Source organism: Pseudomonas sp. 25 R 14 (assembly GCF_900004755.1).
Lineage (GTDB): Bacteria > Pseudomonadota > Gammaproteobacteria > Pseudomonadales > Pseudomonadaceae > Aquipseudomonas > Aquipseudomonas brenneri.
Genome location: NZ_CVTS01000024.1, coordinates 100,148 through 122,156, shown reverse-complemented (window position 1 = coordinate 122,156; position 22,009 = coordinate 100,148). Strand labels below are relative to the sequence as shown.

Genomic DNA, 22,009 nt, shown 5'->3' with positions numbered 1-22,009 from the left:
CTTTCCGGAGAGCGGATGATCCGACCCTCGGCATTGCTCATGGTATGCCTGACGCTGCTGCTGCCCACGGCGGCGGTTGCGCGTCTGGACGGGCCGCTGGAAGTGACCAAGACGGGCAAGGTCCGCGACCTGGCCGAAATCCGCAGCAGCCGCACGTTACGGGTGCTGGTCAACCAGAGTCGCAACAGTTCCGGTGAAGTCCAGGGGCAGTCCATCGGTGCTGAATACCATCGCCTGCGCGCCTTCGAACATTACCTTAATGGCCGGGTCCGTGACGGCCAGGAAATCAACCTCAAGATCATTCCCAAGGCCAAGGACCAATTGCTGGGGGCGCTGGCTCGCGGCGAAGGCGATCTGGTTGCCCCCGGTGAATTGCTGGATGCGACGGGGGCGCACAAGATCAGCAGCAGTGACCCGATTGCCAGCGATGTGCCGCTGTGGCTGGTGGGGCTCAAGGGCGAGCGGCGGTTTACCCGGCTGGAACAGTTGTCTGGGCGCACTTTGGCCTTGACCACTGGCAGTGCGGCGGGGGAGGCGGTCAATCAGATCAACCAGAAACTGGCGCTGCGCAAACTGCCGCCGGTCAAGGTGGAATGGGTGGACCCCAGCCTGGCGGTGGAGGATGTGCTGGAGATGGTCCAGGCCGGGATCTTCCATCTGACCATTGTCGAGCGACCGATTGCCGAGCGTTGGTCCAAGGTCCTGCCCAAGCTGCGTTTTGATCGGCAAGTGGCGATCAGCGAGCCGGGCGAAGAGTACTGGTTCGTGCGCCAGGATGCCTCGATGCTACGGGCGAGCATTGATCGCTTCCTGAAAACCTACAAGACCCCGTCGGACCAGGATGTGGCTTTCCAGCGTATCTATCGCCGTCTCTATAAGGTGCGCTATCCCCTGGCGCGGGCTGATCGCCAGCGTCTGGAAAAGCTGCGCCCGGTGCTGCAAAAGCATGCCCGGGAACAAGGCATGGACTGGTTGAACCTGGCGGCCCTGGCCTACAAGGAGTCATCGCTCAATCCTGCGGCGAAAAGTGGCAGCGGGCCGACGGGCCTGATGCAGATCACCCCGTCAGCCGCCCAGCGGGTCGGGGTCAACAATATCCAGACCCTGGACAGCAATGTGCAGGCGGGCGCGCGCTACCTGGCGCTGATTCGCCGCAAGTTCTTCGCCAGCCCCAAACTCAACGAGCGCGAGCGCATGGCGTTCGTGCTGGCGGCCTACAACATGGGGCCGGAGCGAGTACAGGGCATGCGTGCCGAGGCCAGGCGCCGGGGCTTGAACCCCAATCAGTGGTTCTTTCAGGTGGAGCGCATCGCCATGGAGCAGGTCGGAATGGGCGGTGTCAGCTATGTTAATAGCGTGAACAAGTATTACTTGGCCTTTGATCGGGAACGGGACTCCCTGGAGCCGGTGTCAGCGAAGATTGTCTCGCGAAAATAATCGATATTATCGATATGATTTAGGCATTTTTTCGGCTTTTATCATTATTTAAACTGATTAATATAGCGGCCAACCAACCCCTACATTGAAAGGATTGTCAGCATGAGCCCATTGATCAAAAACATTCTGTCCACCCGCGCAGGCTACGGCCTGACGGTACTGCGGATTTTCGTCGGCATCATTTTTGCCGCCCACGGTTCGCAGAAGCTCTTTGGCTGGTTCGGTGGTGGTGGCTTGGCGGGGACGGCGCAGTGGATGGAAAGTATCGGCCTGGCACCGGGCACTCTAATGGCACTGTTGTCGGGCGGTACCGAGTTCTTTGCCGGCCTGGCGCTGATCATCGGTTTGCTGGTACGTCCGGCAGCGCTGGGCTTGGCCTTTGTCTCGCTGGTGGCGATTTTCTCGGTGCATATCAGCAACGGTTTGTTCATGGCCAACAACGGCTACGAGTTCGCCCTGGCATTGCTGGGCGGTACAGTGGCGGTGCTGTTTGAAGGGGCTGGCAAACTGTCTGTCGACCGCGCAATCGCCAATTGATCCTGCTAACGCTCCTGTAAAGGCCCGCCCCGTGCGGGCCTTTTTCGTTGTACGGGATTCTTGACACTTCCCCACCGGCTTCTCTAGGATGCTGCATGCGCCGATTTAAACAGCTAATTGCGGGGCGCCACAGGGACTCGATGCAGCCCCGACAGAAGCCTGCTCCAGGTTTCGAAATACCGCTAAAGCGCTGGTTCGGTGTTGCCTCTCACCTGCCCGCAGACTTTTGAGGCAGAGACACGACACGATGAATGCACTACGACCTCTTGTACGCTTGGCCCCGATCACTGCGGGCCTGACTCAGCGCAATCCGAAAATTCTTCTTGGCGGCAAGCACCAGCCGACGCTGCTGCGTTATCTGGATGGCTGGCCCCGGCGCACGGGTCGTCCTTCGGCTTTCCTGATCCAGTTTGTCGAAGACGGCGAGTCCCTGGCGCGTTTTGCCACGAACAGCTTTGATCTGGCGGTGATCCAGGCGCCGAACGCCGAGGATGCCGCTGAGTTCATCCAGCACCTGACCCGCGTGGCGCGCCAGGGCTTGATTACTCGGCGGTAACCCGTACGGCTCAGTAGAACGCTGCGGTAGGCGGATGATGGCGACGTCGCTGCGAGATGAAGATCCCCAGGCCCAGCAGGCTTACTATCAACGGAACGGTGGTGAGAGTGAGCAGTGCCACAGTGAGTTCGAGGCTGCGGACGTTCCTGTAGGCATCCCTTTCCAAGGTGTGAAGCTCCAAGCGTAATCGCAGGCGTTCTTTGTTTAACGCTTGCAGCAACGTATTGGAGGAGATGGCCTGACTCCCCAGCATTGATGACGGCGTGTTCAGCGACTGCCATTCTTTTTCTGCCTGGTCCAGGCGTTGCTCCAGAAGGGGGGCTTTTTTTCGATAGGACTGCGCGGCCTCGTTGCGCAACCTGTCCAGCAAACCGAGTGGTTGCCGGCCGCTCGCACGAGGGCTGATAGCGCTTAGTGTGTCGGGCGCAGCCAGGTTATCCAGGGTATTGAAGACAAACCTGGCATTGCCCGGAAGCCGCGCTTGTTGTCCGTTGGCATTGCGTGCGGCCAGCCAGACGCGGTCACTGAGCAGGTCAGTGTCGGCCACTACCACCACATGGATGTTGGCGGCCTTTTGCAACGTTGCTTTCTGACCATTGAGACCGTCAGGAAAGGCGGAATAGGCGGGCCCTTCTATGCGAGCGGCGATCACATTCTGCCGGCCGCGAGTGGTTGCCTCGCTGAGCATGGCGTCAAATGCGTCCTGTTGAGCGAAGCGTGCCCCATCGAACGTGCTGGCTTGTCCGGAACTCTGGAGTAGCGCGGTGAATGTGATGCGGCTTTTTTTCAGTGGCGTGAGCGTGCCGGGATTTAACAGCGTTATGTTGTCAACGCCCCAGGTGCTGATATCGTGCCGGGTCATCGCCTCTCTGGTCAGGGTGAGCGCCCCGGGATGGCGTACGGGCGGCAGGCCGCTCGCCAGTACTACCGGGGTTGCATAGAGGTTGTCTGCCAATACCTTGTTTGCTGGCATCTGCACGCCCCACGCCGCGAGCAGGTTTTGCTGGCCTGAGGTGTCGGCGGTTGAGCCCGGGTCATTCAGGGGGTCGATAAACATCATCAACTTACCCCCACCCAGGACAAATTGATCAATGGCAAACAGTGTCTGTTGCGGTAGACGATCGGGATGGATGACCATCAAGGTCTTTACATGCCCGGGGATGCGCGAGATGTCGCTGCCCAGGCTCATCAGATTAAACTGACTGCGGAGTGCCTTGAGTAACTGCCACGAAGGTGCGATTTCCTGGTTGGGTTCATCCCGGCTGCCGTCCATGACTAATCCGGAGATTAGCCCGATTATGGGTTGTTCCTGGCGCGCGACGTTGTGGATCAGGCGACTGATCTCATACTCCAGGAAGCCCGCCTGGGCAGGGTCGAATCGTTCGATTTTCTGAGGTTCATGGTTGGTACGGGTCCCGATGAGGCCAAACAGCCCATGCTTGCTATCCAGGCCCAATAACTCAGCCTTGTACTCATCTTCTGAAAAGGGTTTAGGGTCAATCAGGTGCAGCGTAACGTTGCCCTTTGACGCGCTTTCATAGGCCTTGAGTAGCAGGGCGATGTACTCGCCATGGCTTTTCAAGGCTTCACTTTTTGGGGGATGGCTTGCGTTGAAAAAATACAAGTCCATGGGGGTTTCAAGTGCCGCGAGCAGGGCGTTGGTAGACGGTGACAGGGTGTGGATTTCTCTCTCTGAGAGGTCCAGCCTATAATTGGGCAGCTTCAGTGCCCATACCAGATTGAAGGCGAGAAAAAGCAGGGCGATGACGATCAACGTCACACCGAAGTTCATAAGGTTCCTCATGGGAATTTCCTTCCTCAGCTTTTTCTGAAATTTAAAATAAGGGTGGTCGCGGTGAGGAAGGCAATGATCATGCTTATGAAGTACGACGTGTCTTGTAGCGTCAGAAGACCGCTGTCTATCGTACTGAAACGTATTCGTGGATTGAGTGAAATCAAACTGTCAACTACCCAGATGGGGGCCTGATGGGACAACATATCCAATACTGACGATAAAGTGCTTGCTGTCAGTAACAGCGCGAGTGTGATGCCGAAAATAATCAGGCGGTTATAGGCCATGACACAAACAAGGCAGGCGAACGAGAGATAGGCACCTGCCAGTAGCCAGCTCCCGATGAATTGAGCCAGTATGGTTGAATTGTCTGCTATGACCAGGTAGTTAATGGTAATGACCAGTGGGAGCGTCAGTGAAAGCGTTAGTGCGCAAAGGATCCAGGCGGCTAGAAATTTACCCAGTGTCAGTTCTAGGGCTGATACTGGCAGTGTGTTTGTAAAGGAAAAAGCATTGTCTTTGTACTCGTCCGACCAAAGTAGAGTGGAAATAAATGGAATGAAAAAAAGATAAAGCCATGGGTGGTACTGAAAGAAAGCGTGCAAGTTTGTTGGCGTATTCTCCAGGAATTTTCCTACATAAAAACCGAGCGCAGTGTTGGCAGTCAAAAAGATCGCGATGCCAAAATACGTGGACGGGGTCGACAAGTAGTTACTCAGTTGTCGTTTGAATATCACGGGTAGACGTTTCAATTGGGCGCCCCCTGGCTCAAATGGTGGATGACATCGCTCAGGCGTCCCGGCTCAAGGCTCAAGGTATTGATCTTCCAGCGGCGGTTGGCGACCAGGGCGTTGACATGTGGGTAGATGATTTGCCCCGGCATCGCGAGTACTGTCACGCTGCCGTCGGCATGCCGGTCTTCTTCGATGCCAGCCACCCCCGGAAGCACGGCCAGTGCCAGGAGGTCCAGGGGGGGATCGCCAGCCAGGGTGATTGCCTGGTAATGACGCGAACTACGTTGTAGCTCGGTGATGGGGGCATCGGCCAGTAATCTACCCTCGGACAGAACCAGCGCCCGTTGGCAGATACAGGAGAACTCTTCTGGATTGCGTGAGGCGATAATGACCGTCATGTCTTCGGTCAGCGACTGGATAAGCGTCCCGACCTTTTGTTTTTGTAGGGGGGCCAGGCCTTCTGTTGGTTCATCGAGTAGCAGTAGCCTGGGGTCATGCAGGATGGCTTGGGCCAGCGCCACTTTGCGCTGGTGCCCTGGAGGAAGGGCTGCGATCGGCGAGTCAAGTATTCGCCAAAGCTCCAGGCGGGTGATGGCTCGATCGACCATCTTGCGCTTTTCCAGGCCATGGAATCCGCGGACTTCGGCCATGTAACCCAGAAAATTTTTTACCTTCGTGTCGCCATGGCCGAGTGCGGATTCAGGCTGGTAACCTATTATTTTTTTTGCCTTTATGGGGTGGGTAGAGATATTAATATCATATATTTTCATAGTGCCGGAGGTTGCCGGAATTGCGCCTGAGAGCAATTTGAGTAGCGTGCTTTTGCCAGCACCATCATGTCCAAATAACCCTAGGCATTCCCGGGGATGGGCGCTAAATGACAAGTTGTCGATGGCCGTCGCCCGTCCTGTTTTTTTTGTTAGATTTGTTATTTCGATCATTGGGTTTTCTACTTGGTTGTTTGCCTGGGTATGCGAGTATGCGGTGGCCTCAATAAGCCTGTGTCTTTAGGTTGAAAAATTCCGAAGGTTGAAGGCGAAAAGTATTGATCAAGTGTTTCAGGTGCGGCTTTGTTAAAAAATGGTACGTTCAATAGGATCGCTTGGAAACGCTGAGGCGCTGAAATAAGGGAAGTCCTACATGTGGCTCAATCACTCGCTGAAACAATTGTGTTGCTCTTGATGTGGTGTTGATTTTTATTTGATAGATGGCGTGTATATGAAGTACTACCGTAATGGAGTCCGACACTCATGATGCTTCTACGTACTCTTGTTCTTGAACACTCTGGTCATGATTCCCCGGTTAACGGTGCATTGCTCTGTTGCTTTGCGATACCCCAAATCGCTTCGAACTTTCTTGTCTATAGCCTGGACGAAGAGGTTGAGCCGGGGAGCTCTCGGGTCTATATCGCCGCCCTGCGCAAAAAGGCCGAGCGTTATTTTCTTGGCGGCATCGAGTCCAAGGAGAACCTGCAACTGGCGATGAGGGTCCTCAAGCAGATCATCACCCTGGCCACGGGGTCCGGTGTCAAGGATGGCAATACCTCAGAGTCACAGGTGCCTTACCACTTCATTGACCTGAAGGGTAGCAAGCTACCGACGGCTAGACCGGAGGATCACCACTCGCTGATGATCAAGAAGGCATTGGTGATGAAGGTGATCACCCTCGGAACGTCAGTCATTGGTCTACCCGCGATTGAGAGTACCGAGTTGATTGTGCCGTCTATTCGTTTCTCGTCAAAAATGGTGTCGCCTCCCAGTACGGCAGATGGCACTGAGGCTGTGGCGCAGGGGGCGGATGAGGAACCGTCAGTCGTCTTGCCGGTGGTAGCGCCTGCTGACCTATTGCCTCCCCCGCCTAAGGAGTCGGTGCAGGTGCCCGCTCCGCGAGTGCAGCAGCCTGTTACGCCGCCAGAAGCCGTTTCGTCAGTCGTGGCCCGGGATCAGTCGTCCCTGCTTGAAGTGGACACCACGCTGACCAATCTTGCCCGTGTGGCGCAAGAGTTGACGCAACAAAAGCGTGCAGTGTTCCAACAACAGGAGGAGCTTGAGCTGCACAGAAGTCAGTTGCTACGGGAAAAGGCCGTACTGGAGCAGGCCAATCAACAGCTGGCCGTACTGGAGTCAGCCTTGCAGCAGCGAACCGAAGCGTTGAATGGGCGTGAGGAGCACCTGGCCCAGGATGCGCAGTTGCAGCAGGCAGAACAACGCCGCCTGGAGAGCTGGGCCCGCCAGTTGGAAGAAGAGTCGTTCAGGCTACAAGCGTTGGATAGGGCATCGCAGCAACAGGCTGAGCAATTGGCGACCGGACTGGGGCAGTTATCGGGTTTCAGAGGTGATCTGAAGGGGTTACTTTATCGCTTGGACGGAACCTTGTTTCCGGTTGAGAAAGTTGACCGGCGGCAGGGTGCGGATGCAGGCAATGTGCCTGGTCCTGATTGACCAGGGGAATCAGGCCTGGCTACTTTCTGGCGTTCATTTATCATCAAAGCCGACCGATTGCCGTCAGGCAGCCAGTGCATTCTTGGCTGATGCAGAGGTGGTTTGAACCAATGGACATTTCCTGGGGATGTGACGCTTTTGAGTACCAAGCTGATTACCAAAGAAGGTCATGAGGCGCTGAAGAAAGAGCTTGATTACCTGTGGCGAGAAAAGCGTCCCGATACAACACGCAAGGTCACTTGGGCTGCCTCGCTGGGAGACCGCAGCGAAAACGCCGACTACCAGTACAACAAAAAGCTGCTGCGCGAAATCGACCGCCGGGTGCGTTACCTGCGCAAGCGCCTGGAAGATATGCGGGTGGTGGAATACATGCCCGAGCAGGAGGGCAAGGTATTCTTCGGGGCTTGGGTGGATATCGAGAACGAGCAGGGCGATACCAAGCGTTTTCGGATCGTGGGCTATGACGAAATTTATGAGCGCATGGATTACATCTCCATCGACTCCCCCATGGCCAGGGCCTTGCTGCGCAAAGAGGTGGACGATGAGGCCATTGTGCAGACGCCCGGCGGCGAAATGTGCTGGTGGATCACCAGCATCGAGTACATCAGGTAGGCGCCGGCTTGCCGGCGATGGCGCCAGGAAGAACGCCGTGATGCAGTGAGCCGGCTCCCACAAGGGGGCCGGCTTTTTTGTTTCAGCCTTCGCGCAATACCGTCAGCGGGCTGGCGTTCAGCGCACGGCGTGTACCGAACACCCCCGCACCGCCGATCAAGACCGCACCAATCACCGGAAGTACCAACAACCAAGGGTGAGGGTGCCAGACCAGGTCGAACGCATAGCGATACAGCACCAGGGTCACCAACTCGGTACCCAGCGCCGCCAGCAGCCCACTGACCGCACCCAACAGACCAAACTCGATACGCCGGGCCTTGACCAGCAACTTGCGCTCCGCCCCCAGGGCGCGCAACAAGGCGCCCTGGCGGATGCGTTCGTCCAGGGTGGCCTGCAGGCCGGAGAACAGCACCGCCATGCCTGCCGCCAGGACAAACAGCAGCACATACTCCACGGCCAGCGTGACCTGGGCCAGGATGCTGCGCAGTTGGGCCAGTAACGCCTCGACCTGCAGGATGGTGACTGCCGGGAAGGCCCGGGACAGGTCGACGATCTGCTGGTCATGGCCGGCGGCCAAGTAGAAGCTGGTCAGGTACGTGGCCGGCAGGTCCTTCAGGGTGCCAGGTTGAAAGATCATGAAGAAGTTGGGTTGGAAGTTGTCCCAGTTGATCTCCCGCAGGCTGGTGACCCGGGCCTCACGGTTTTCCCCGCCAACGGTGAAGACCAGGTGGTCATTGAGCTTGAGCTTGAGGCTTTCGGCGACCTTGGTTTCTACCGAGACACCCGGTATCTCATCCTTCGGCTGATCCGCCCACCAGGTGCCCGATGTCAGGGTGTTGCCCGGGGGCAGGTTGGCGGCCCAGGTCAGGCTCAAGTCCCGCTGTATCGCACGATCGCCACTGGAGTCCTTGCTGACAATTTCCTGCACGGGTTCGCCGTTGATGCTGATCAGGCGCCCTGGTACCACCGGATATAAGGGCGCTGCCTGTGCTTGCAACTCCAGCAGGCGGGCACCGAAGGCGTCCTTGTCGGCCGGCAGGATGTTGAGCGCGAAATAGTTGGGGGCATCCTTGGGCAGTTGGTTCTGCCAGGTGTCCAGCAGTTCTCCACGCAGCAGGGCGATCAACCCCATCGACAGCAGGATCAGGCCGAACGCCAGGGACTGGCCCGCCGCCGCCAACGGGTGGCGCAATAACTGGCCCAGCCCCAGGCGCCAGGGCAGGGCTGCACGCGCCAGCAGGCGGCGCAGGCTTTGCAAGAGCAACAGGAGCAGGCCGCCGAGGAGCAGCGCGGCGATAACCCCGCCGCCCAACAGCGCGAAGGTCAGCACCAGGTCCAGGCTCAGGCGCCACATGATCAGGCCCAGGGCAAACAATGCCGCGCCATACACCATCCAAGTGCTGGAGGGGATCGGCAACAGGTCGCGCCGCAGAACCCGCAGTGGTGGTACGCGGCCCAGCGCCGCCAGGGGCGGCAGGGCAAAACCGGCCAGGGCTACCAGCCCGGTACCGATGCCGGCGACGGCTGGCAGCAATCCGCCAGGCGGGACATCTGCCGGCAGCAGATCGTGCAACAGGTAAAACAGCCCCAACTGCGCCAGCCAGCCAAGTGCCGCACCGGCGAGGCTGGCCAGCAAGCCCAGGACGGTCAGTTGCAGGCTGAACAGCAGCATGGTTTCGCGCCGCGACAGGCCCAGGCATCGCAACAGTGCACTGGCGTCGAAGCGGCGGCTGGCAAAACGGTTCGCCGACAGGGCTACGGCCACCCCGGACAGCAGCACGGCGACCAGGCTGGCCATGTTCAGGTAGCGCTCGGCCTTGCCCAGGGCACCACCGATTTGCTGGTTGCCGTCCCGTGCATCCTGCAGGCGCTGGTTGGCCGCCAGGCCAGGTGTTATCTGGTCGCGGTAGGTTTGCAGGGCGGTACTGGCTGGCGGCGCGCGCCACAGCTCGCGGTAGCTGACGCGGCTGCCTGGCTGGACCACGCCGGTGGCCTCAAGGTCGGCCAGGTTGATCATCACCCGGGGGGTGAGGCTGTAGAGGTTGCCGGCCCGATCCGGCTCATAGGTGAGGACGCGGGTCATGCGCAGGGCCTTCATGCCGACGTCGATGCTGTCGCCGACTTTCAGGTCCAGTGCGGTCAGCAGGCGTGCCTCGACCCAGGCCTCGCCGGGTTTCGGGCCGCCGCCCGAGGTCTCTTGCGCGAACGGTTCAGCCGCGCTTTTCAGTTGGCCGCGTAGCGGGTATTGCTCGTTGACCGCCTTGATACTCGAAAGCTGAATGCCGTTGTCGGTGGCGATGACACTGGAGAACTCCACCACCCTGGCGTGCGTCAGGCCCAGTTGCGTGCCGCTGGTTACCTGCTCGGAGCGGGCCGGGGAACTGCCCTCCAGCACCAGGTCGGCGCCGAGGAACTCGGTGGCGCGCAGTAGCATCGCGCCGTTAAGCCGCGCACCGAAATAACCGATGGCAGTGCTGGCGGCCACTGCCACCAGCAGGGCGAAGAACAACACGCGCAACTCACCGGCACGGGCATCGCGCAGCAATTGGCGCAGGGCAAGGCTGAACAGGCGTAACAGCGGCAGACGTGCCATCAAGGCTCCAGGGGCTCGACCATCAGGCCGGCTTCAAGGCGGATCAGGCGTCGGCAGCGGTGGGCCAGGCGCTCGTCGTGGGTCACCAGCACCAGAGTGGTGCCGTTTTCTTTATTGAGTTCGAACAGCAAGTCGCTGATGCGCTCGCCGGTATGGCTGTCGAGGTTGCCGGTGGGTTCATCGGCAAACAGCACGTCCGGCTCGGCGGCGAACGCCCGGGCAATCGCCACTCGTTGCTGCTCGCCACCGGAGAGCTGGCGGGGCGAATGGGTCAGGCGCTGGCCCAGGCCGACCCGTTCGAGCAAGTGCCGGGCGCGTTCGCGGGCGTCCTTGCGCCCGTCCAGCTCCAGGGGCAGCATGACGTTTTCCAGGGCGTTGAGGCTGTCGAGCAATTGGAACGACTGGAACACAAAACCGACGTGTTCGGCGCGGATGCGTGCCCGCTGGTCTTCATCCAGGAGGCTCAGGGCCTGGCCGGCGAGGGTGACTTCACCGCTGCTGGGCAGGTCGAGCCCGGCCAGCAGGCCAAGGAGCGTGGATTTTCCGGAGCCGGAGCTGCCGACGATAGCCAGGCTATCGCCCTTGTTCAGTTCCAGGCTCAGTTCGTGCAGGATGGTCAGTTCACCTTCCGCGCTGGGAACCACTTTGCTAAGGTTCTGCGCGGTGAGAATGCATGCGCCCATGGAGAATCCGATGCGAATATGGTTTTTGAGTGCTGGCCTGGCCCTGATGTGCATGGCCCAGAACGCAGCGGCGGGTACTGTCCTGATCGTTGGCGATAGTATCAGTGCCGGTTTCGGCCTGGATACCAGCAAAGGGTGGGTGGCGCTGCTGGAGCAACAGCTCAAGAAGGAGGGTTTTGACGACAAAGTGGTCAACGCCTCCATCAGCGGCGACACCAGTGCTGGAGGCCTCGCGCGGCTGCCGGCGGCGCTTGCAGAGCATAAGCCAGACGTGGTGGTTATCGAGTTGGGTGGTAACGACGGCTTGCGCGGGCAGCCCCCGGCGCAATTGCAACAAAATCTTGCGTCGATGATTGACCAGTCCAAGGCCGGCGGTGCCAAGGTGCTGCTGCTGGGGATGCAGTTACCGCCCAATTATGGCCCGCGATACACCAAGGCATTTGCCGAGGTCTATGGCGTGTTGGCCAAGGAAAAAAACGTTCCCCTGGTGCCGTTTTTCCTTGAAGGCGTAGGTGGTCATCCGGACATGATGCAGGCTGATCAACTGCACCCGGCAGTCGGCGCCCAGGCCAAGTTGCTGGAAAATGTCTGGCCGACGCTAAAACCGCTGTTATGACGCTTTTCTAGCAGCGGTCTTTCGGCTAAGGTGGCGCCCCCGATTTGGAGCCCCCGATGTCGTCGCGTCCTGCCTGGTCCCTGTTTGCCTACCAACTGATCGAGCCCGACGAGCAGTTGGATCTGTTCGCCTGCCAGGAAGTGAAGGTGCATCTGGTGACGCGCCAATTGGAGCTGGGCGGCACCATCGACCGCACGCTCTGTGGCACATTGCTGCCTGCCCAGCCACGCTGGTCCTCGGTGGATCGCTCGATCTTCCAGGATCAGCGCCTGTGCCCCCTGTGCCGGGCGATTCTTGAATCGCAAAAACGCGGCACACCGCCTATCTGGCCTGAGCTGCGCTTCGAGCTTTAAGGGCCGCTACACGCTACAATCGCCATTTTACCCCCCGTCGATCTGCGAAGGATTTCCCGGATGTTGTCGCGCCTCCCTGTCGTCACCCGTTGCCTGTCTCTCGCTGCCTTGTGTGCAGCCGGTCCTGTTGCAGCCCTGCAACTGCCCCTGCCACCGCCGGGTGAAGACATTGTCGGCCAGGTCCAGGTGATCAAGGCCAAGTACGAAGACACCTTTGCCGACCTGGGGGTGACATATGACCTGGGCTATTCGGAGATGGTCGCGGCCAATCCGGGTGTCGATGCCTGGCTGCCGGGGACCGGCGCCGAGATTGTATTGCCGACCCGTTTCATCCTGCCGCCGGGCCCCCGGGAAGGCATCGTGATCAACCTGGCCGAGTACCGCCTGTACTACTACCCCAAGGGTCAGGACGTGGTGTACACCTTCCCGCTCGGTATCGGTCGCGAAGGCTGGGGCTCGCCGATTGCCCATACCAGCATCATCGCCAAGACCCCCAACCCGACCTGGACCCCGCCTGCGTCGATCAAGGCCGAGCACGCGGCTGACGGTGACCCGCTGCCCAACGTGGTGCCGGCAGGTCCCGACAACCCCCTGGGGCCATTCAAGTTCACCCTGGGTACGCCGGGCTACCTGATTCATGGCTCCAACAAGAAGTTTGGCATTGGTACCCGTACCAGCCATGGCTGCTTCCGCATGTTCAACAACAACGTGCTGGAGATGGCCAAGATGGTTCCGGTGGGTACGCCTGTGCGGATCATCAATGACGCCTACAAGTTTGGCATCAGCGGCGGCAAGGTTTACCTGGAGGCGCATGCGCCATTGAACGACGATGGCACGCCGTCGGTGGTCGACAAGCACACGGCCGTCATCAACGCGATGCTCAAGCGCGAAGACCTGGCCAACAACCTGCGGGTCAATTGGGATGAGGTGCGTGATGTCGTGGCGGCCGAAGATGGCTTGCCGGCGCAAATCGGCGAGCCAGGCGAGGCACCTATGGTCACCAGCGCGCCGGGCGACTTGCTGCAATAACGTCACCCAATAGAAGCCCGCCACGGATTATTCCCTGGCGGGCTTTTTATTGCCTGGGATCCGGTGCCGAATTACGGGCAATAAAAAGCCGATCCAAAAATGGATCGGCTTGATAACAATCCCGAGGGATTATTACTTGCGGCTAGCTTTTTCAAGCATGCGCAGAGCGCGCTCGTTAGCTTCATCAGCAGTCTGTTGTGCTTTTTGAGCAGCAGCCAGAGCTTCATCAGCTTTACGGTAGGCTTCGTCTGCACGGGCCTGGGAGCGAGCTGCTGCGTCTTCAGTTGCAGTCAGACGAGCTTCGGTTTCTTTGGAGACGCTGCTGCAACCGGTAGCCAGAACTGCGGCCAGAGCCAGAGCAGAGAATTTCAGAACGTTGTTCATCGTGTTCCCCTTCAAGGACTTTCTATTTAATGGCTACTATCTCAGAGTGAGCTAATAGCCGGCGTACATACTACCCATTACTTGTAGTAAGTAAACTGACGTAGCGCAAGAAGCAAAAAAAATTCTTGTACCGCATCTATTTTGGCTAATCTTTAGCGAGTTTGTATAAAAAACGTCCAGTCTTTGATGCGCAGTCAAAGATTGGATCCAGGCTGAAAGCGCCAGCTGGCAAGTGTTAAACGTTGTAAGCGCAAGTCAATTTATATATCAAGGCGAACACTATTGTTCAGAATTTCCTGGCGTTGACGGGCATCTTTTGCGCATGTAGAGGTGACTTTAAGAGCCGCTGTTCGTCTCAAGCTTCAACTGCCGGCAATGTTCAGGCTATCGACCAGCGGATGCTCGATCAGCCCTTTCTATGTCCGCCAGCCCCATGGATGACAAGCGTCCCTTGAGCAATGACAGGATTGGTGCCTACTATTCCTGGGTGCGGGGCGTGAGTGCTGTAGGGCTTTTCTCGTTGTCGAAACCGGCACGGGGTGGCGTAGATGTTCCTTCGCCGGAAAAACATCGGTAAGGTAGGGGTCAGAAACCAAGACCCGCGAGGAGTAGTGATGAGCGAGGCGTTGTCCATCCACCATGACCAGGCTGGTCATCAGTTCGAGACCAATGTGGACGGTCATCGTGCCTATCTGACCTACATGGACCTGGGGAAACAGACCCTGGATATTTATCGCACGTTTGTGCCCAATGCCTTGCGTGGACGCGGCATTGCTGCTGCGCTGACCGAAGAGGCACTGCAATACGCCGAGAGCATGGGCTACACGGTGATCCCGTCCTGTTCCTACGTCGAGCGCTACATGGAGCGCCACCAGCGCCATGCCGCGAAGCTGTGAAAGCCGATAGACACGCATAAAAAAACGCCGGGCTTAGCCCGGCGTTTTTGTGTGCGTCAGGTACGTTTGCGTTTGGGCAATACGTCCTTGAGCTTGGCGTGCATGCTGCGCAGGGTAGTCTCGGTGGCGGACCAGTCGATGCAGGCATCGGTGATCGACACGCCGTACTGCAGGTCGGCCAGATCCTTGGGGATCGCCTGGCAGCCCCAGTTCAGGTGACTCTCGACCATCAGGCCGATAATCGACTGGTTGCCTTCCAGGATCTGGTTGGCCACGTTCTCCATCACCAGCGGTTGCAGGGCTGGGTCCTTGTTGGAGTTGGCGTGGCTGCAATCGACCATGATGTTCGGCTTGATCTTCGCCTTGGTCAGCGCCTGTTCGCACAGGGCCACGCTGACCGAATCATAGTTGGGCTTGCCATTGCCGCCACGCAGTACCACGTGGCCATAGGCGTTGCCCTTGGTGGTGACGATGGACACGCCACCTTCCTGGTTGATCCCCAGGAAGCGGTGTGGGCTGGAAACCGACTGCAAGGCATTGATCGCCACGGTCAGGCCGCCATCGGTACCGTTCTTGAAACCCACGGCCGAAGACAGGCCGGAGGCCATTTCGCGGTGGGTTTGCGATTCGGTGGTACGCGCACCGATCGCCGACCAACTGATCAGGTCCTGCAAGTACTGCGGGGAAATCGGGTCCAGGGCTTCAGTGGCCGTGGGCAGGCCCATTTCAGCCAGGTCCAGCAGCAGCTTGCGGCCGATATGCAAGCCGTCCTGGATCTTGAACGAGTCGTCCAGGTATGGGTCGTTGATCAGGCCTTTCCAGCCGACGGTGGTCCGTGGCTTCTCGAAATACACGCGCATCACCAGATACAAGGTGTCAGACACTTCTGCAGCCAGCACTTTTAGGCGCTCGGCGTACTCGTGGGCTGCCTTGAGGTCGTGGATCGAGCAAGGGCCGATCACCACGAACAAGCGGTGGTCAGTGCCGTCGAGGATGTCACGAATGACTTCGCGGCCCTTGGTGACGGTCTGCAGTGCAGCGTCGCTCAAAGGGATTTCGCGTTTGAGCTGATCGGGCGTGATCAGGGTCTCGTTGGATTCGACGTTTAGGTCGTTGATCGGTAAATCAGCCATCGTGTTACTCGTCAGGGTCACGGGTGCCGGCCGCCAGCGAACCCCGTGCGGCGGAGCACAGCATGATTTAAATGCAGCGGGGAGCCGAACCTTAGCGCGTACACGCCGGCTCGACAATGGGCAATTGCGCGCAGTGGCGTACGGCCTGATAGTGTGTTGCCTGGTTAAAGGGCGTGGTGTGGATCGAGTGAAAGCGTTTGAATTGACGGATTTGGATATCGACCAGCAGTTACTGACGTTACCGGGCACTTCGCTGCTGGTGTTTACCAGCGTCGGCTGTTCCAGTTGTCGTTGGGCACGCCAGCAGATACCGGGTTGGAACCTGCCGGTGGCGCGCATCTGCTGGGTCGACGCTGGGCACAATGGTGGTGCGGTGGAGCGCTACGGGATCTTTCATTTGCCGGCTTTATTTGTAGTGTGCGAGGGTCAACTCCACGGTGCACTGCAGGTGGGCCTGAACCCCAGCGACCTCAGCGACGCTATAAATGAGGCGCTCAAACAAGAACCAGAGGAGTTGCCATGACGAGTGCAGTTGAGCCTGGCCCGCGCATTGGGATTATCGGCACCGGTGCCATCGGTGGTTTTTACGGGTTGATGCTGGCGCGCGCCGGTTTCGACGTGCATTTCCTGCTGCGCAGTGAATACGCGGCGGTCAGTGAGCGTGGCTTGCAACTCAATAGTGCGGTGCATGGGGCCTTGAGCCTGCACCCGGTCCAGGCCTACGCCAATGCGGCCGACATGCCGCCTTGCGACTGGCTGCTGGTGGGCACCAAAACCACTGGTAACGTTGAGTTGGCGCCGACGATTGCCCAGGTGGCGGCGCCGGGTGCCAAGGTCGTGCTGTTGCAAAATGGCCTCGGTATCGAGGATGACCTGCGCGAACATTTGCCTGAGTCCCTGCATTTGCTCGGTGGGCTTTGTTATATCTGCGTACACCGTTCCGGGCCGGGGATTGTCGAGCATCAGGCCATGGGCCGGGTCAGTCTTGGCTATCACAGTGGCAGTGCCACTCATGATGCTGCACGCCGCCAGGCGATTGTCGAAGAGGGCGCCGGGCTGTTCCGCGAGGCCGGGATCGACTCCCAGGCCATGCCCGACCTCGACCAGGCACGCTGGCACAAACTGGTGTGGAATGTGCCGTACAACGGCCTGTCGGTGCTGCTCGGTGCGAACACCTCGACGTTGATGGCCGACGAATCCAGCCGGGAGTTGATCCAGGGGTTGATGGCTGAAGTGGTGCAGGGCGCCCGGGCGTGCGGTCATGAGGTCGCGCCTGGCTACGCCGAGCAGATGTTCAACATGACCGAGCGTTTGACGGACTACTGGCCAAGCATGTATCACGATCATCAGCACCAGCGCCCGCTGGAACTGGCCGCGATCTACGCCCGCCCGCTGGCCGCTGCCAGGGCCGCAGGCTGTGAGTTGCCGCGGATGCAGGCGCTGTACCAGGCCCTGAGCTTTATCGATCGACGCAACGGCTGAGGAACTGACATGGCCAAAGGGATAAGCGACAAACTGGTGCTGGCGATTTCCTCGCGAGCGCTGTTCGACCTGAGCGAAAGCCACAAGATCTACCTGGCCCAAGGCGTCGAGGCGTACCGCAAATACCAGATTGAGCACGAGGAAGAAATCCTTGAGCCGGGAGAAGCCTTTGCCTTGGTCAAGAAGCTCCTGAGCCTGAACGCCAGCCTCGGGCGGGCTCGGGTCGAAGTGGTACTGGTGTCGCGCAACAGTGCCGACACCGGTTTGCGTGTGTTCAATTCGATCCAGCATTACGGTCTGGATATTTCCCGTGCCGCGTTTGTCGGTGGGCGTAACCCGCACCCTTACCTGGCCGCGTTTGGCAGTCACTTGTTCCTTTCGACCCACGCCGAAGATGTGCGCAGTGCGCTGGACGAAGGTTTTGCCGCCGCGACTATTTTGTCTGGAGGCGCGCGGCGGGCCTCCAGCGCCGAACTGCGGATAGCCTTCGATGGCGACGCGGTGCTGTTTTCCGATGAGTCCGAGCGTGTCTACCAAACCGGTGGCCTGGAAGCGTTCCAGGCCAGCGAGCGGCAGTCGGCCCGCGAGCCTCTGCGCGGCGGTCCCTTCAAAGGCTTCCTGGCGGCGCTCAATCTGCTGCAGCGCGAATTTTCCGACGAGTCATGCCCGATCCGCACGGCGCTGGTGACGGCGCGTTCGGCGCCGTCCCACGAACGGGTGATCCGCACCTTGCGTGAGTGGGATATCCGCCTGGACGAGTCGCTGTTTCTGGGTGGCCTGGAGAAATCAGCGTTCCTTGAGGCGTTTGCTGCCGATGTGTTTTTCGACGATCAGGCCGGTCATTGCGAAAAAGCCAGGGCGGTGGTGGCCACCGGGCATGTGCCCCATGGCATCAGCAATGAACCAAAAATCCAGGTCGAAAGCTAAGTCCATCGCAGTCGCCAAGGCGCTGCTAAGCTGAAGCAATCCCCGCCATCCTGGCAGTCCAGGAGGTTTTATGATCGGTTCGATGTTGTACGCCACTGACTTGGGTGTTTATGCGCCTTATGTGATGCAACATGCGCTGGCGATGGCGCGAACGTTCAAGGCTGATCTTTATGTGATTCATGTTGTAGAGCCTATCGGGCTGTTCGCCGAGTCGGTGCTGCAAAGCTACCTTGATGAGCATGCACTGAGTGAATGGCAGACCCAGGGATTGGACACAGTGATGGCGAGTATTGAGCAGCGGGTACTGGACAGCTTTCGCGAAGAGCTGGACGACGACGCCCAGGATTTGAAACTGATTCGCTCGGTGCGGGTGATCCAGGGGGATCCCGCCCAAGTGATTCTCGACCAGGCGCAGAAACTCTCGGTGGATTTGTTGATCGTAGGAAGTCATAGCCAGGGCACGGGGGCCTCCACGCCACTGGGACGTACGGCGGCGCGGGTGTTGCAGTTGTCCCAGGTACCGGTGTATCTGGTGCCTTTACTGCAGCGTCGGCGCAGTGATGATGTGTGATGGGGCGTAAACGATAAAAAGTTCTAGATTTATCACTAAAACCTTTAATATAGTTATATACCGTCGCTGATATCCGTGGCGTCTATCTGCTTTGAGGGACACATATGAAGCTTCAACAACTGCGCTACATCTGGGAAGTGGCGCACCACGACCTCAACGTTTCCGCCACGGCTCAAAGCCTCTACACCTCGCAACCGGGTATCAGTAAACAGATCCGCCTGCTGGAAGACGAACTGGGCGTCGAAGTGTTCGCCCGCAGCGGCAAACACCTGACCCGCGTTACGCCAGCCGGTGAGCGCATCATTACCACGGCCGGCGAAATCCTGCGCAAGGTAGAAAGCATCAAGCAGATCGCCCAGGAGTTCTCCAACGAGAAAAAAGGCACCCTGTCGATCGCCACCACCCACACCCAGGCGCGTTATGCGCTGCCGCCGGTGATCAGCTCGTTCATCAAGCAGTACCCGGACGTGGCCTTGCACATGCACCAGGGCTCGCCGATGCAGATCGCCGAAATGGCGGCTGACGGCACCGTCGACTTCGCCATCGCCACCGAAGCCCTGGAGCTGTTCGGTGACCTGGTGATGATGCCGTGCTATCGCTGGAACCGCTGTGTAGTGGTCCCTCAGGGGCACCCATTGGCCAAACTGCCGAAGCTGACCCTTGAAGCCCTGGCCGAATACCCGATTGTCACCTACGTGTTCGGCTTCACCGGCCGCTCCAAACTCGACGAAGCCTTCAGCCATCGCGGCCTCACGCCCAAAGTGGTGTTCACCGCGGCTGACGCTGACGTGATCAAGACTTACGTGCGCCTGGGCCTGGGCGTCGGCATCGTGGCCAAGATGGCTGTCGATACCAAGCTCGACAGCGACCTGGTGGTGCTCGATGCCAGCGAACTGTTCGAGTCCAGCGTGACCAAGATAGGCTTTCGTCGTGGCACGTTCCTGCGCGGCTTCATGTGCGATTTCATCGAGAAGTTCGCCCCGCACCTGACCCGTGAAGTCATGGCCAAGGCGATCCAGTGCCACAACAAGCAGGAACTGGAAGAACTGTTCGACGGCGTTGAACTGCCGGTTCACTGATCGGCTCAGCGGGCCTCGGTCACGGTGAACTGTTGCCGGGCGCCCGCCACCAGAATCTCCACCTCATCCCCTTCGAACTTGCCCGGCAGGCTTTTGCCCAGCGGCGAGCGAGGGGTGATGACGGTCACCAACTGCCCCACCACGTAGACTTTCAAGCCTGCCGCATCCGGTGCGAGGAACAGCCATTGCTGGCGACCATTGTCGTCTTCCAGGCCGAGCAGGGCGCCCACTTCGATACCTCGTTGCTCATCGTAGGGCCGCAGGTTGAGGTTCTGGCACAGCACCAGTGACTGTTTGATCTCCTCGACGCGCTTGGCCTGTCCGGCGGCAAGGTAAGACGCCTCCAGGCCCAGGGTGTCGTATTTGTTCTCGGCGATATTTTCTTCGTGGGTCGCGGTTTCGTACGCGGTTTGCGCGGCGCGTTGGGCCACATCCAGATCGGCGGCGAGTTTTTCCAGGATCAACTGGAGGACGGCGTGTTTATTCATGGGGGCTTGCGGCTCAATCACACAATTGCAGGACGTTGGCCCGGCTCTTGTCGCTGGGGGCGTTCTGGTCCTGCTGGAGCCAGAACTGGCATTTGGGGTTGGACAGGTTGCGCGGGTTGGCGCGCGCCTGCTCCATCGCCTGTTGTTGCTCCTGCTTGTGCAGGTTTTGCTGGTATTGCTCGAACATTTGGTTCGGCGGTTCAGGCGTCACGGCAGGCGGCTTGCCCAACTGTTGCACGACCTGGGCCACGGGCTGTTCAAACAGGTAGCGCGAGGCCAGCCAGCCTGTCAGCACGATGGCGACAAAGCCCAGCCACAGGCCCAGGGCCACGGCAATACTGAGTTTGAACATCGACAGCGGGCGATCGGACATGGCGGCCTCCTGGCGGGCGGTTGCGGTGAGTTGCGGATTGTCGCACAGCCGGCGTGCAGAATAATCGCGATCAACCCTTCTGCATGGCGGCATTTATGCGGACAATCGAGCCTTTCAATGATGGAGCCCGGAATGAAAGCCCGCTGGGATATTTTTTGCAGCGTCGTCGATAACTACGGCGACATCGGCGTGACCTGGCGCCTGGCCCGGCAATTGGCAGCGGAACACGCCTGCGTGGTGCGCTTGTGGGTCGATGATTTACGGGCGTTCGAACGCATGTGCCCAGAGGTGGATGTGCGGTTGGACCAGCAGTGGCAAGAGGGTGTCGATGTCCGTCACTGGTCGCAGGAGTGGGTTGCGACGCCGGCAGCCGATGTGGTGATCGCCGCCTTTGCCTGCCAATTGCCCCATGACTACATGGAGGCCATGGCTGGGCGTGAGCTCCCGCCACTGTGGATGAACCTCGACTATTTGAGTGCCGAAGAATGGGTAGTCGGTTGCCACGGCCTGCCGTCGGTGAAGTTCAAGGGCGTGCAAAAGTATTTCTTCTTTCCCGGATTTCGTCCTGGTACGGGCGGCTTGCTGCGTGAGGCCGGGCTGATCGAACAGCGGCAGGCCTTTGGGCGTGATCGGCAGGCTCAGCAACAATTCCTACAAGCGCTGGGCGTCTTTCCCGCAAAGGGCGCGCGTTTGATGTCGTTGTTTGCCTATGAAAACGCCGGCTTGGCCAGTTGGCTGGACGTGTTGGCGTCTGATGGGCAAGCCACTCATCTGCTGGTGCCGGAAGGGCGCATCCTTGGCGACGTGCAACGCTGGTTGAGTATCGAGACGTTGGCAGCGGGGGATGTTCATCTGCGCGGTACCCTGACGGTACAGGTGCTGCCGTTCGTGCGGCAGGAACAATACGACCGCTTGCTGTGGTGCTGTGACTTCAACGCCGTACGCGGCGAAGACTCCTTTGTGCGGGCGCAGTGGGCAGGACGTCCGTTGCTATGGCATATCTACCGACAGGATGACGACATTCACCTGGACAAGCTCGATGCCTTCCTCACGCTCTACACCCAGGATCTGTCTGCACTGGCGAAAACTGCGCTGATTGCCCTATGGCAAGCCTGGAACACAGACAGCGATATGGCCTCAAGCTGGAAAATGCTGCTTGAACATTGGCCGGAACTGACCACACACGCCGAAAAATGGTGTCTGGAACAGGCCTTGCAAGCCGATCTTGCGACGGCGCTGGTACAGTTTTATGAAAATTGGATATGATACGCGACCTTGATTTTTGTAAATCCC

General features: G+C 59.0%; 24 protein-coding genes. 15 read left to right on the top strand and 9 right to left on the bottom strand.

Annotation, left to right across the window (positions count from 1 at the left end; translation table 11 throughout):
* Window positions 1–15: 15 nt before the first annotated feature.
* From BFQ03_RS04945 to BFQ03_RS04935, 3 genes are all read left to right on the top strand, one after another.
* Entirely contained in the window at window positions 16–1,437 is a 1,422-nt protein-coding gene (locus tag BFQ03_RS04945) for an MltF family protein (RefSeq protein WP_065942596.1), read from the top strand.
* A 102-nt stretch (window positions 1,438–1,539) separates the two neighbouring features.
* Window positions 1,540–1,974 (top strand): DoxX family protein, encoded by a 435-nt coding sequence (locus BFQ03_RS04940; protein WP_032863083.1) that lies wholly within the window; start codon window positions 1,540–1,542, stop codon window positions 1,972–1,974.
* A gap of 247 nt (window positions 1,975–2,221) precedes the next feature.
* Complete coding sequence (locus BFQ03_RS04935; protein WP_032863081.1) at window positions 2,222–2,530, top strand: hypothetical protein; 309 nt, start codon at window positions 2,222–2,224, stop codon at window positions 2,528–2,530.
* A 10-nt stretch (window positions 2,531–2,540) separates the two neighbouring features.
* On the opposite strand, the gene BFQ03_RS04930 is transcribed toward BFQ03_RS04935, so the two are convergent.
* The 3 genes from BFQ03_RS04930 to BFQ03_RS04920 are packed head-to-tail and all read right to left on the bottom strand — an operon-like array spanning window position 2,541 to window position 5,997.
* Window positions 2,541–4,322: a Gldg family protein gene (locus BFQ03_RS04930; protein ID WP_239695221.1), complete on the bottom strand. Its 1,782-nt coding sequence runs from the start codon at window positions 4,320–4,322 to the stop codon at window positions 2,541–2,543.
* Window positions 4,323–4,348: 26 nt separating this feature from the next.
* Window positions 4,349–5,029: an ABC transporter permease gene (locus BFQ03_RS04925; protein WP_345788453.1), complete on the bottom strand. Its 681-nt coding sequence runs from the start codon at window positions 5,027–5,029 to the stop codon at window positions 4,349–4,351.
* A gap of 41 nt (window positions 5,030–5,070) precedes the next feature.
* The gene (locus BFQ03_RS04920) at window positions 5,071–5,997 is read right to left on the bottom strand and encodes an ABC transporter ATP-binding protein (RefSeq protein ID WP_065942593.1); all 927 of its coding nucleotides are present in this window, start codon (window positions 5,995–5,997) and stop codon (window positions 5,071–5,073) included.
* Between the two features lie 309 nt (window positions 5,998–6,306).
* Between BFQ03_RS04920 and BFQ03_RS04915 the strand changes: the two genes are divergently transcribed.
* Together BFQ03_RS04915 and greB are read left to right on the top strand one after the other, a co-directional pair.
* Window positions 6,307–7,497 carry a hypothetical protein gene (locus BFQ03_RS04915; RefSeq protein ID WP_065942592.1) on the top strand — a complete coding sequence of 397 codons (1,191 nt, stop codon included), beginning with the start codon at window positions 6,307–6,309 and terminating at the stop codon, window positions 7,495–7,497.
* A 138-nt stretch (window positions 7,498–7,635) separates the two neighbouring features.
* Window positions 7,636–8,109 carry a transcription elongation factor GreB gene (greB, locus tag BFQ03_RS04910; RefSeq protein WP_065942591.1) on the top strand — a complete coding sequence of 158 codons (474 nt, stop codon included), beginning with the start codon at window positions 7,636–7,638 and terminating at the stop codon, window positions 8,107–8,109.
* A gap of 82 nt (window positions 8,110–8,191) precedes the next feature.
* Here the strand turns inward: greB and BFQ03_RS04905 are convergent, their stop codons facing one another.
* Both BFQ03_RS04905 and BFQ03_RS04900 read right to left on the bottom strand, forming a co-directional pair.
* The gene (locus tag BFQ03_RS04905; RefSeq protein WP_065942590.1) at window positions 8,192–10,702 is read right to left on the bottom strand and encodes an ABC transporter permease; all 2,511 of its coding nucleotides are present in this window, start codon (window positions 10,700–10,702) and stop codon (window positions 8,192–8,194) included.
* A complete protein-coding gene (locus BFQ03_RS04900; protein ID WP_032863069.1) occupies window positions 10,702–11,385 on the bottom strand; it encodes an ABC transporter ATP-binding protein in 684 nt (227 codons plus the stop codon). Before BFQ03_RS04900 ends, BFQ03_RS04905 begins: the two co-directional genes overlap by 1 nt.
* A 10-nt stretch (window positions 11,386–11,395) precedes the next feature.
* Here BFQ03_RS04900 and BFQ03_RS04895 point away from each other — a divergent pair, with 10 nt between their 5' ends.
* The 3 genes from BFQ03_RS04895 to BFQ03_RS04885 are packed head-to-tail and all read left to right on the top strand — an operon-like array spanning window position 11,396 to window position 13,383.
* Window positions 11,396–12,001, top strand: coding sequence for an arylesterase (locus BFQ03_RS04895; RefSeq protein WP_065942589.1), 606 nt, complete (start codon window positions 11,396–11,398; stop codon window positions 11,999–12,001).
* A gap of 56 nt (window positions 12,002–12,057) precedes the next feature.
* On the top strand, window positions 12,058–12,354 hold the full coding sequence (locus BFQ03_RS04890; RefSeq protein WP_029297976.1) for a hypothetical protein: 297 nt from the start codon (window positions 12,058–12,060) through the stop codon (window positions 12,352–12,354).
* 60 nt (window positions 12,355–12,414) lie between these two features.
* Window positions 12,415–13,383, top strand: coding sequence for a L,D-transpeptidase family protein (locus BFQ03_RS04885; RefSeq protein ID WP_032863065.1), 969 nt, complete (start codon window positions 12,415–12,417; stop codon window positions 13,381–13,383).
* 132 nt (window positions 13,384–13,515) lie between these two features.
* Here BFQ03_RS04885 and oprI read toward each other — a convergent pair whose 3' ends face one another.
* Window positions 13,516–13,767, bottom strand: coding sequence for an outer membrane lipoprotei OprI (gene oprI / locus BFQ03_RS04880; protein ID WP_003172710.1), 252 nt, complete (start codon window positions 13,765–13,767; stop codon window positions 13,516–13,518).
* Window positions 13,768–14,381: 614 nt separating this feature from the next.
* On the opposite strand from oprI, the gene BFQ03_RS04875 reads away from it, so the two are divergent.
* Entirely contained in the window at window positions 14,382–14,663 is a 282-nt protein-coding gene (locus BFQ03_RS04875) for a GNAT family N-acetyltransferase (RefSeq protein WP_029297992.1), read from the top strand.
* A 56-nt stretch (window positions 14,664–14,719) separates the two neighbouring features.
* On the opposite strand, the gene BFQ03_RS04870 is transcribed toward BFQ03_RS04875, so the two are convergent.
* On the bottom strand, window positions 14,720–15,796 hold the full coding sequence (locus BFQ03_RS04870; RefSeq protein ID WP_029297994.1) for a 3-deoxy-7-phosphoheptulonate synthase: 1,077 nt from the start codon (window positions 15,794–15,796) through the stop codon (window positions 14,720–14,722).
* A gap of 187 nt (window positions 15,797–15,983) precedes the next feature.
* Between BFQ03_RS04870 and BFQ03_RS04865 the strand changes: the two genes are divergently transcribed.
* The 5 genes from BFQ03_RS04865 to cysB all read left to right on the top strand — a co-directional run bounded on the left by BFQ03_RS04865 (window position 15,984) and on the right by cysB (window position 19,855).
* The gene (locus tag BFQ03_RS04865) at window positions 15,984–16,319 is read left to right on the top strand and encodes a YbbN family protein (RefSeq protein WP_050593441.1); all 336 of its coding nucleotides are present in this window, start codon (window positions 15,984–15,986) and stop codon (window positions 16,317–16,319) included.
* The gene (locus BFQ03_RS04860; RefSeq protein ID WP_065942588.1) at window positions 16,316–17,278 is read left to right on the top strand and encodes a putative 2-dehydropantoate 2-reductase; all 963 of its coding nucleotides are present in this window, start codon (window positions 16,316–16,318) and stop codon (window positions 17,276–17,278) included. Before BFQ03_RS04865 ends, BFQ03_RS04860 begins: the two co-directional genes overlap by 4 nt.
* 9 nt (window positions 17,279–17,287) lie before the next feature.
* The gene (locus BFQ03_RS04855) at window positions 17,288–18,205 is read left to right on the top strand and encodes a 5'-nucleotidase (RefSeq protein ID WP_032863060.1); all 918 of its coding nucleotides are present in this window, start codon (window positions 17,288–17,290) and stop codon (window positions 18,203–18,205) included.
* 70 nt (window positions 18,206–18,275) lie between these two features.
* A complete protein-coding gene (locus tag BFQ03_RS04850; protein ID WP_065942587.1) occupies window positions 18,276–18,776 on the top strand; it encodes a universal stress protein in 501 nt (166 codons plus the stop codon).
* Between the two features lie 104 nt (window positions 18,777–18,880).
* Window positions 18,881–19,855, top strand: a complete 975-nt coding sequence (cysB, locus tag BFQ03_RS04845; protein ID WP_010176165.1) for an HTH-type transcriptional regulator CysB — start codon at window positions 18,881–18,883, stop codon at window positions 19,853–19,855.
* A 5-nt stretch (window positions 19,856–19,860) separates the two neighbouring features.
* Here cysB and BFQ03_RS04840 read toward each other — a convergent pair whose 3' ends face one another.
* Window positions 19,861–20,343, bottom strand: coding sequence for a GreA/GreB family elongation factor (locus tag BFQ03_RS04840; RefSeq protein ID WP_065942586.1), 483 nt, complete (start codon window positions 20,341–20,343; stop codon window positions 19,861–19,863).
* Between the two features lie 13 nt (window positions 20,344–20,356).
* Window positions 20,357–20,716, bottom strand: coding sequence for a hypothetical protein (locus BFQ03_RS04835; RefSeq protein WP_032863054.1), 360 nt, complete (start codon window positions 20,714–20,716; stop codon window positions 20,357–20,359).
* Between the two features lie 132 nt (window positions 20,717–20,848).
* Here BFQ03_RS04835 and earP point away from each other — a divergent pair, with 132 nt between their 5' ends.
* A complete protein-coding gene (gene earP, locus BFQ03_RS04830) occupies window positions 20,849–21,982 on the top strand; it encodes an elongation factor P maturation arginine rhamnosyltransferase EarP (protein ID WP_032863052.1) in 1,134 nt (377 codons plus the stop codon).
* Window positions 21,983–22,009 lie beyond the last annotated feature (27 nt).

What these genes read in the sequence shown, in the direction of transcription:
- BFQ03_RS04945 (WP_065942596.1), top strand. Translation starts at nt 16, where the DNA reads ATGATCCGACCCTCGGCATTGCTCATGGTATGCCTGACGCTGCTGCTG.
- BFQ03_RS04940 (WP_032863083.1), top strand. Translation starts at nt 1,540, where the DNA reads ATGAGCCCATTGATCAAAAACATTCTGTCCACCCGCGCAGGCTACGGC.
- BFQ03_RS04935 (WP_032863081.1), top strand. Translation starts at nt 2,222, where the DNA reads ATGAATGCACTACGACCTCTTGTACGCTTGGCCCCGATCACTGCGGGC.
- BFQ03_RS04930 (WP_239695221.1), bottom strand. Translation starts at nt 4,322, where the DNA reads ATGAACTTCGGTGTGACGTTGATCGTCATCGCCCTGCTTTTTCTCGCC.
- BFQ03_RS04920 (WP_065942593.1), bottom strand. Translation starts at nt 5,997, where the DNA reads ATGATCGAAATAACAAATCTAACAAAAAAAACAGGACGGGCGACGGCC.
- BFQ03_RS04915 (WP_065942592.1), top strand. Translation starts at nt 6,307, where the DNA reads ATGATGCTTCTACGTACTCTTGTTCTTGAACACTCTGGTCATGATTCC.
- BFQ03_RS04905 (WP_065942590.1), bottom strand. Translation starts at nt 10,702, where the DNA reads ATGGCACGTCTGCCGCTGTTACGCCTGTTCAGCCTTGCCCTGCGCCAA.
- BFQ03_RS04900 (WP_032863069.1), bottom strand. Translation starts at nt 11,385, where the DNA reads ATGGGCGCATGCATTCTCACCGCGCAGAACCTTAGCAAAGTGGTTCCC.
- BFQ03_RS04895 (WP_065942589.1), top strand. Translation starts at nt 11,396, where the DNA reads ATGCGAATATGGTTTTTGAGTGCTGGCCTGGCCCTGATGTGCATGGCC.
- BFQ03_RS04890 (WP_029297976.1), top strand. Translation starts at nt 12,058, where the DNA reads ATGTCGTCGCGTCCTGCCTGGTCCCTGTTTGCCTACCAACTGATCGAG.
- BFQ03_RS04885 (WP_032863065.1), top strand. Translation starts at nt 12,415, where the DNA reads ATGTTGTCGCGCCTCCCTGTCGTCACCCGTTGCCTGTCTCTCGCTGCC.
- oprI (WP_003172710.1), bottom strand. Translation starts at nt 13,767, where the DNA reads ATGAACAACGTTCTGAAATTCTCTGCTCTGGCTCTGGCCGCAGTTCTG.
- BFQ03_RS04875 (WP_029297992.1), top strand. Translation starts at nt 14,382, where the DNA reads ATGAGCGAGGCGTTGTCCATCCACCATGACCAGGCTGGTCATCAGTTC.
- BFQ03_RS04870 (WP_029297994.1), bottom strand. Translation starts at nt 15,796, where the DNA reads ATGGCTGATTTACCGATCAACGACCTAAACGTCGAATCCAACGAGACC.
- BFQ03_RS04860 (WP_065942588.1), top strand. Translation starts at nt 16,316, where the DNA reads ATGACGAGTGCAGTTGAGCCTGGCCCGCGCATTGGGATTATCGGCACC.
- BFQ03_RS04855 (WP_032863060.1), top strand. Translation starts at nt 17,288, where the DNA reads ATGGCCAAAGGGATAAGCGACAAACTGGTGCTGGCGATTTCCTCGCGA.
- BFQ03_RS04850 (WP_065942587.1), top strand. Translation starts at nt 18,276, where the DNA reads ATGATCGGTTCGATGTTGTACGCCACTGACTTGGGTGTTTATGCGCCT.
- cysB (WP_010176165.1), top strand. Translation starts at nt 18,881, where the DNA reads ATGAAGCTTCAACAACTGCGCTACATCTGGGAAGTGGCGCACCACGAC.
- BFQ03_RS04840 (WP_065942586.1), bottom strand. Translation starts at nt 20,343, where the DNA reads ATGAATAAACACGCCGTCCTCCAGTTGATCCTGGAAAAACTCGCCGCC.
- BFQ03_RS04835 (WP_032863054.1), bottom strand. Translation starts at nt 20,716, where the DNA reads ATGTCCGATCGCCCGCTGTCGATGTTCAAACTCAGTATTGCCGTGGCC.
- earP (WP_032863052.1), top strand. Translation starts at nt 20,849, where the DNA reads ATGAAAGCCCGCTGGGATATTTTTTGCAGCGTCGTCGATAACTACGGC.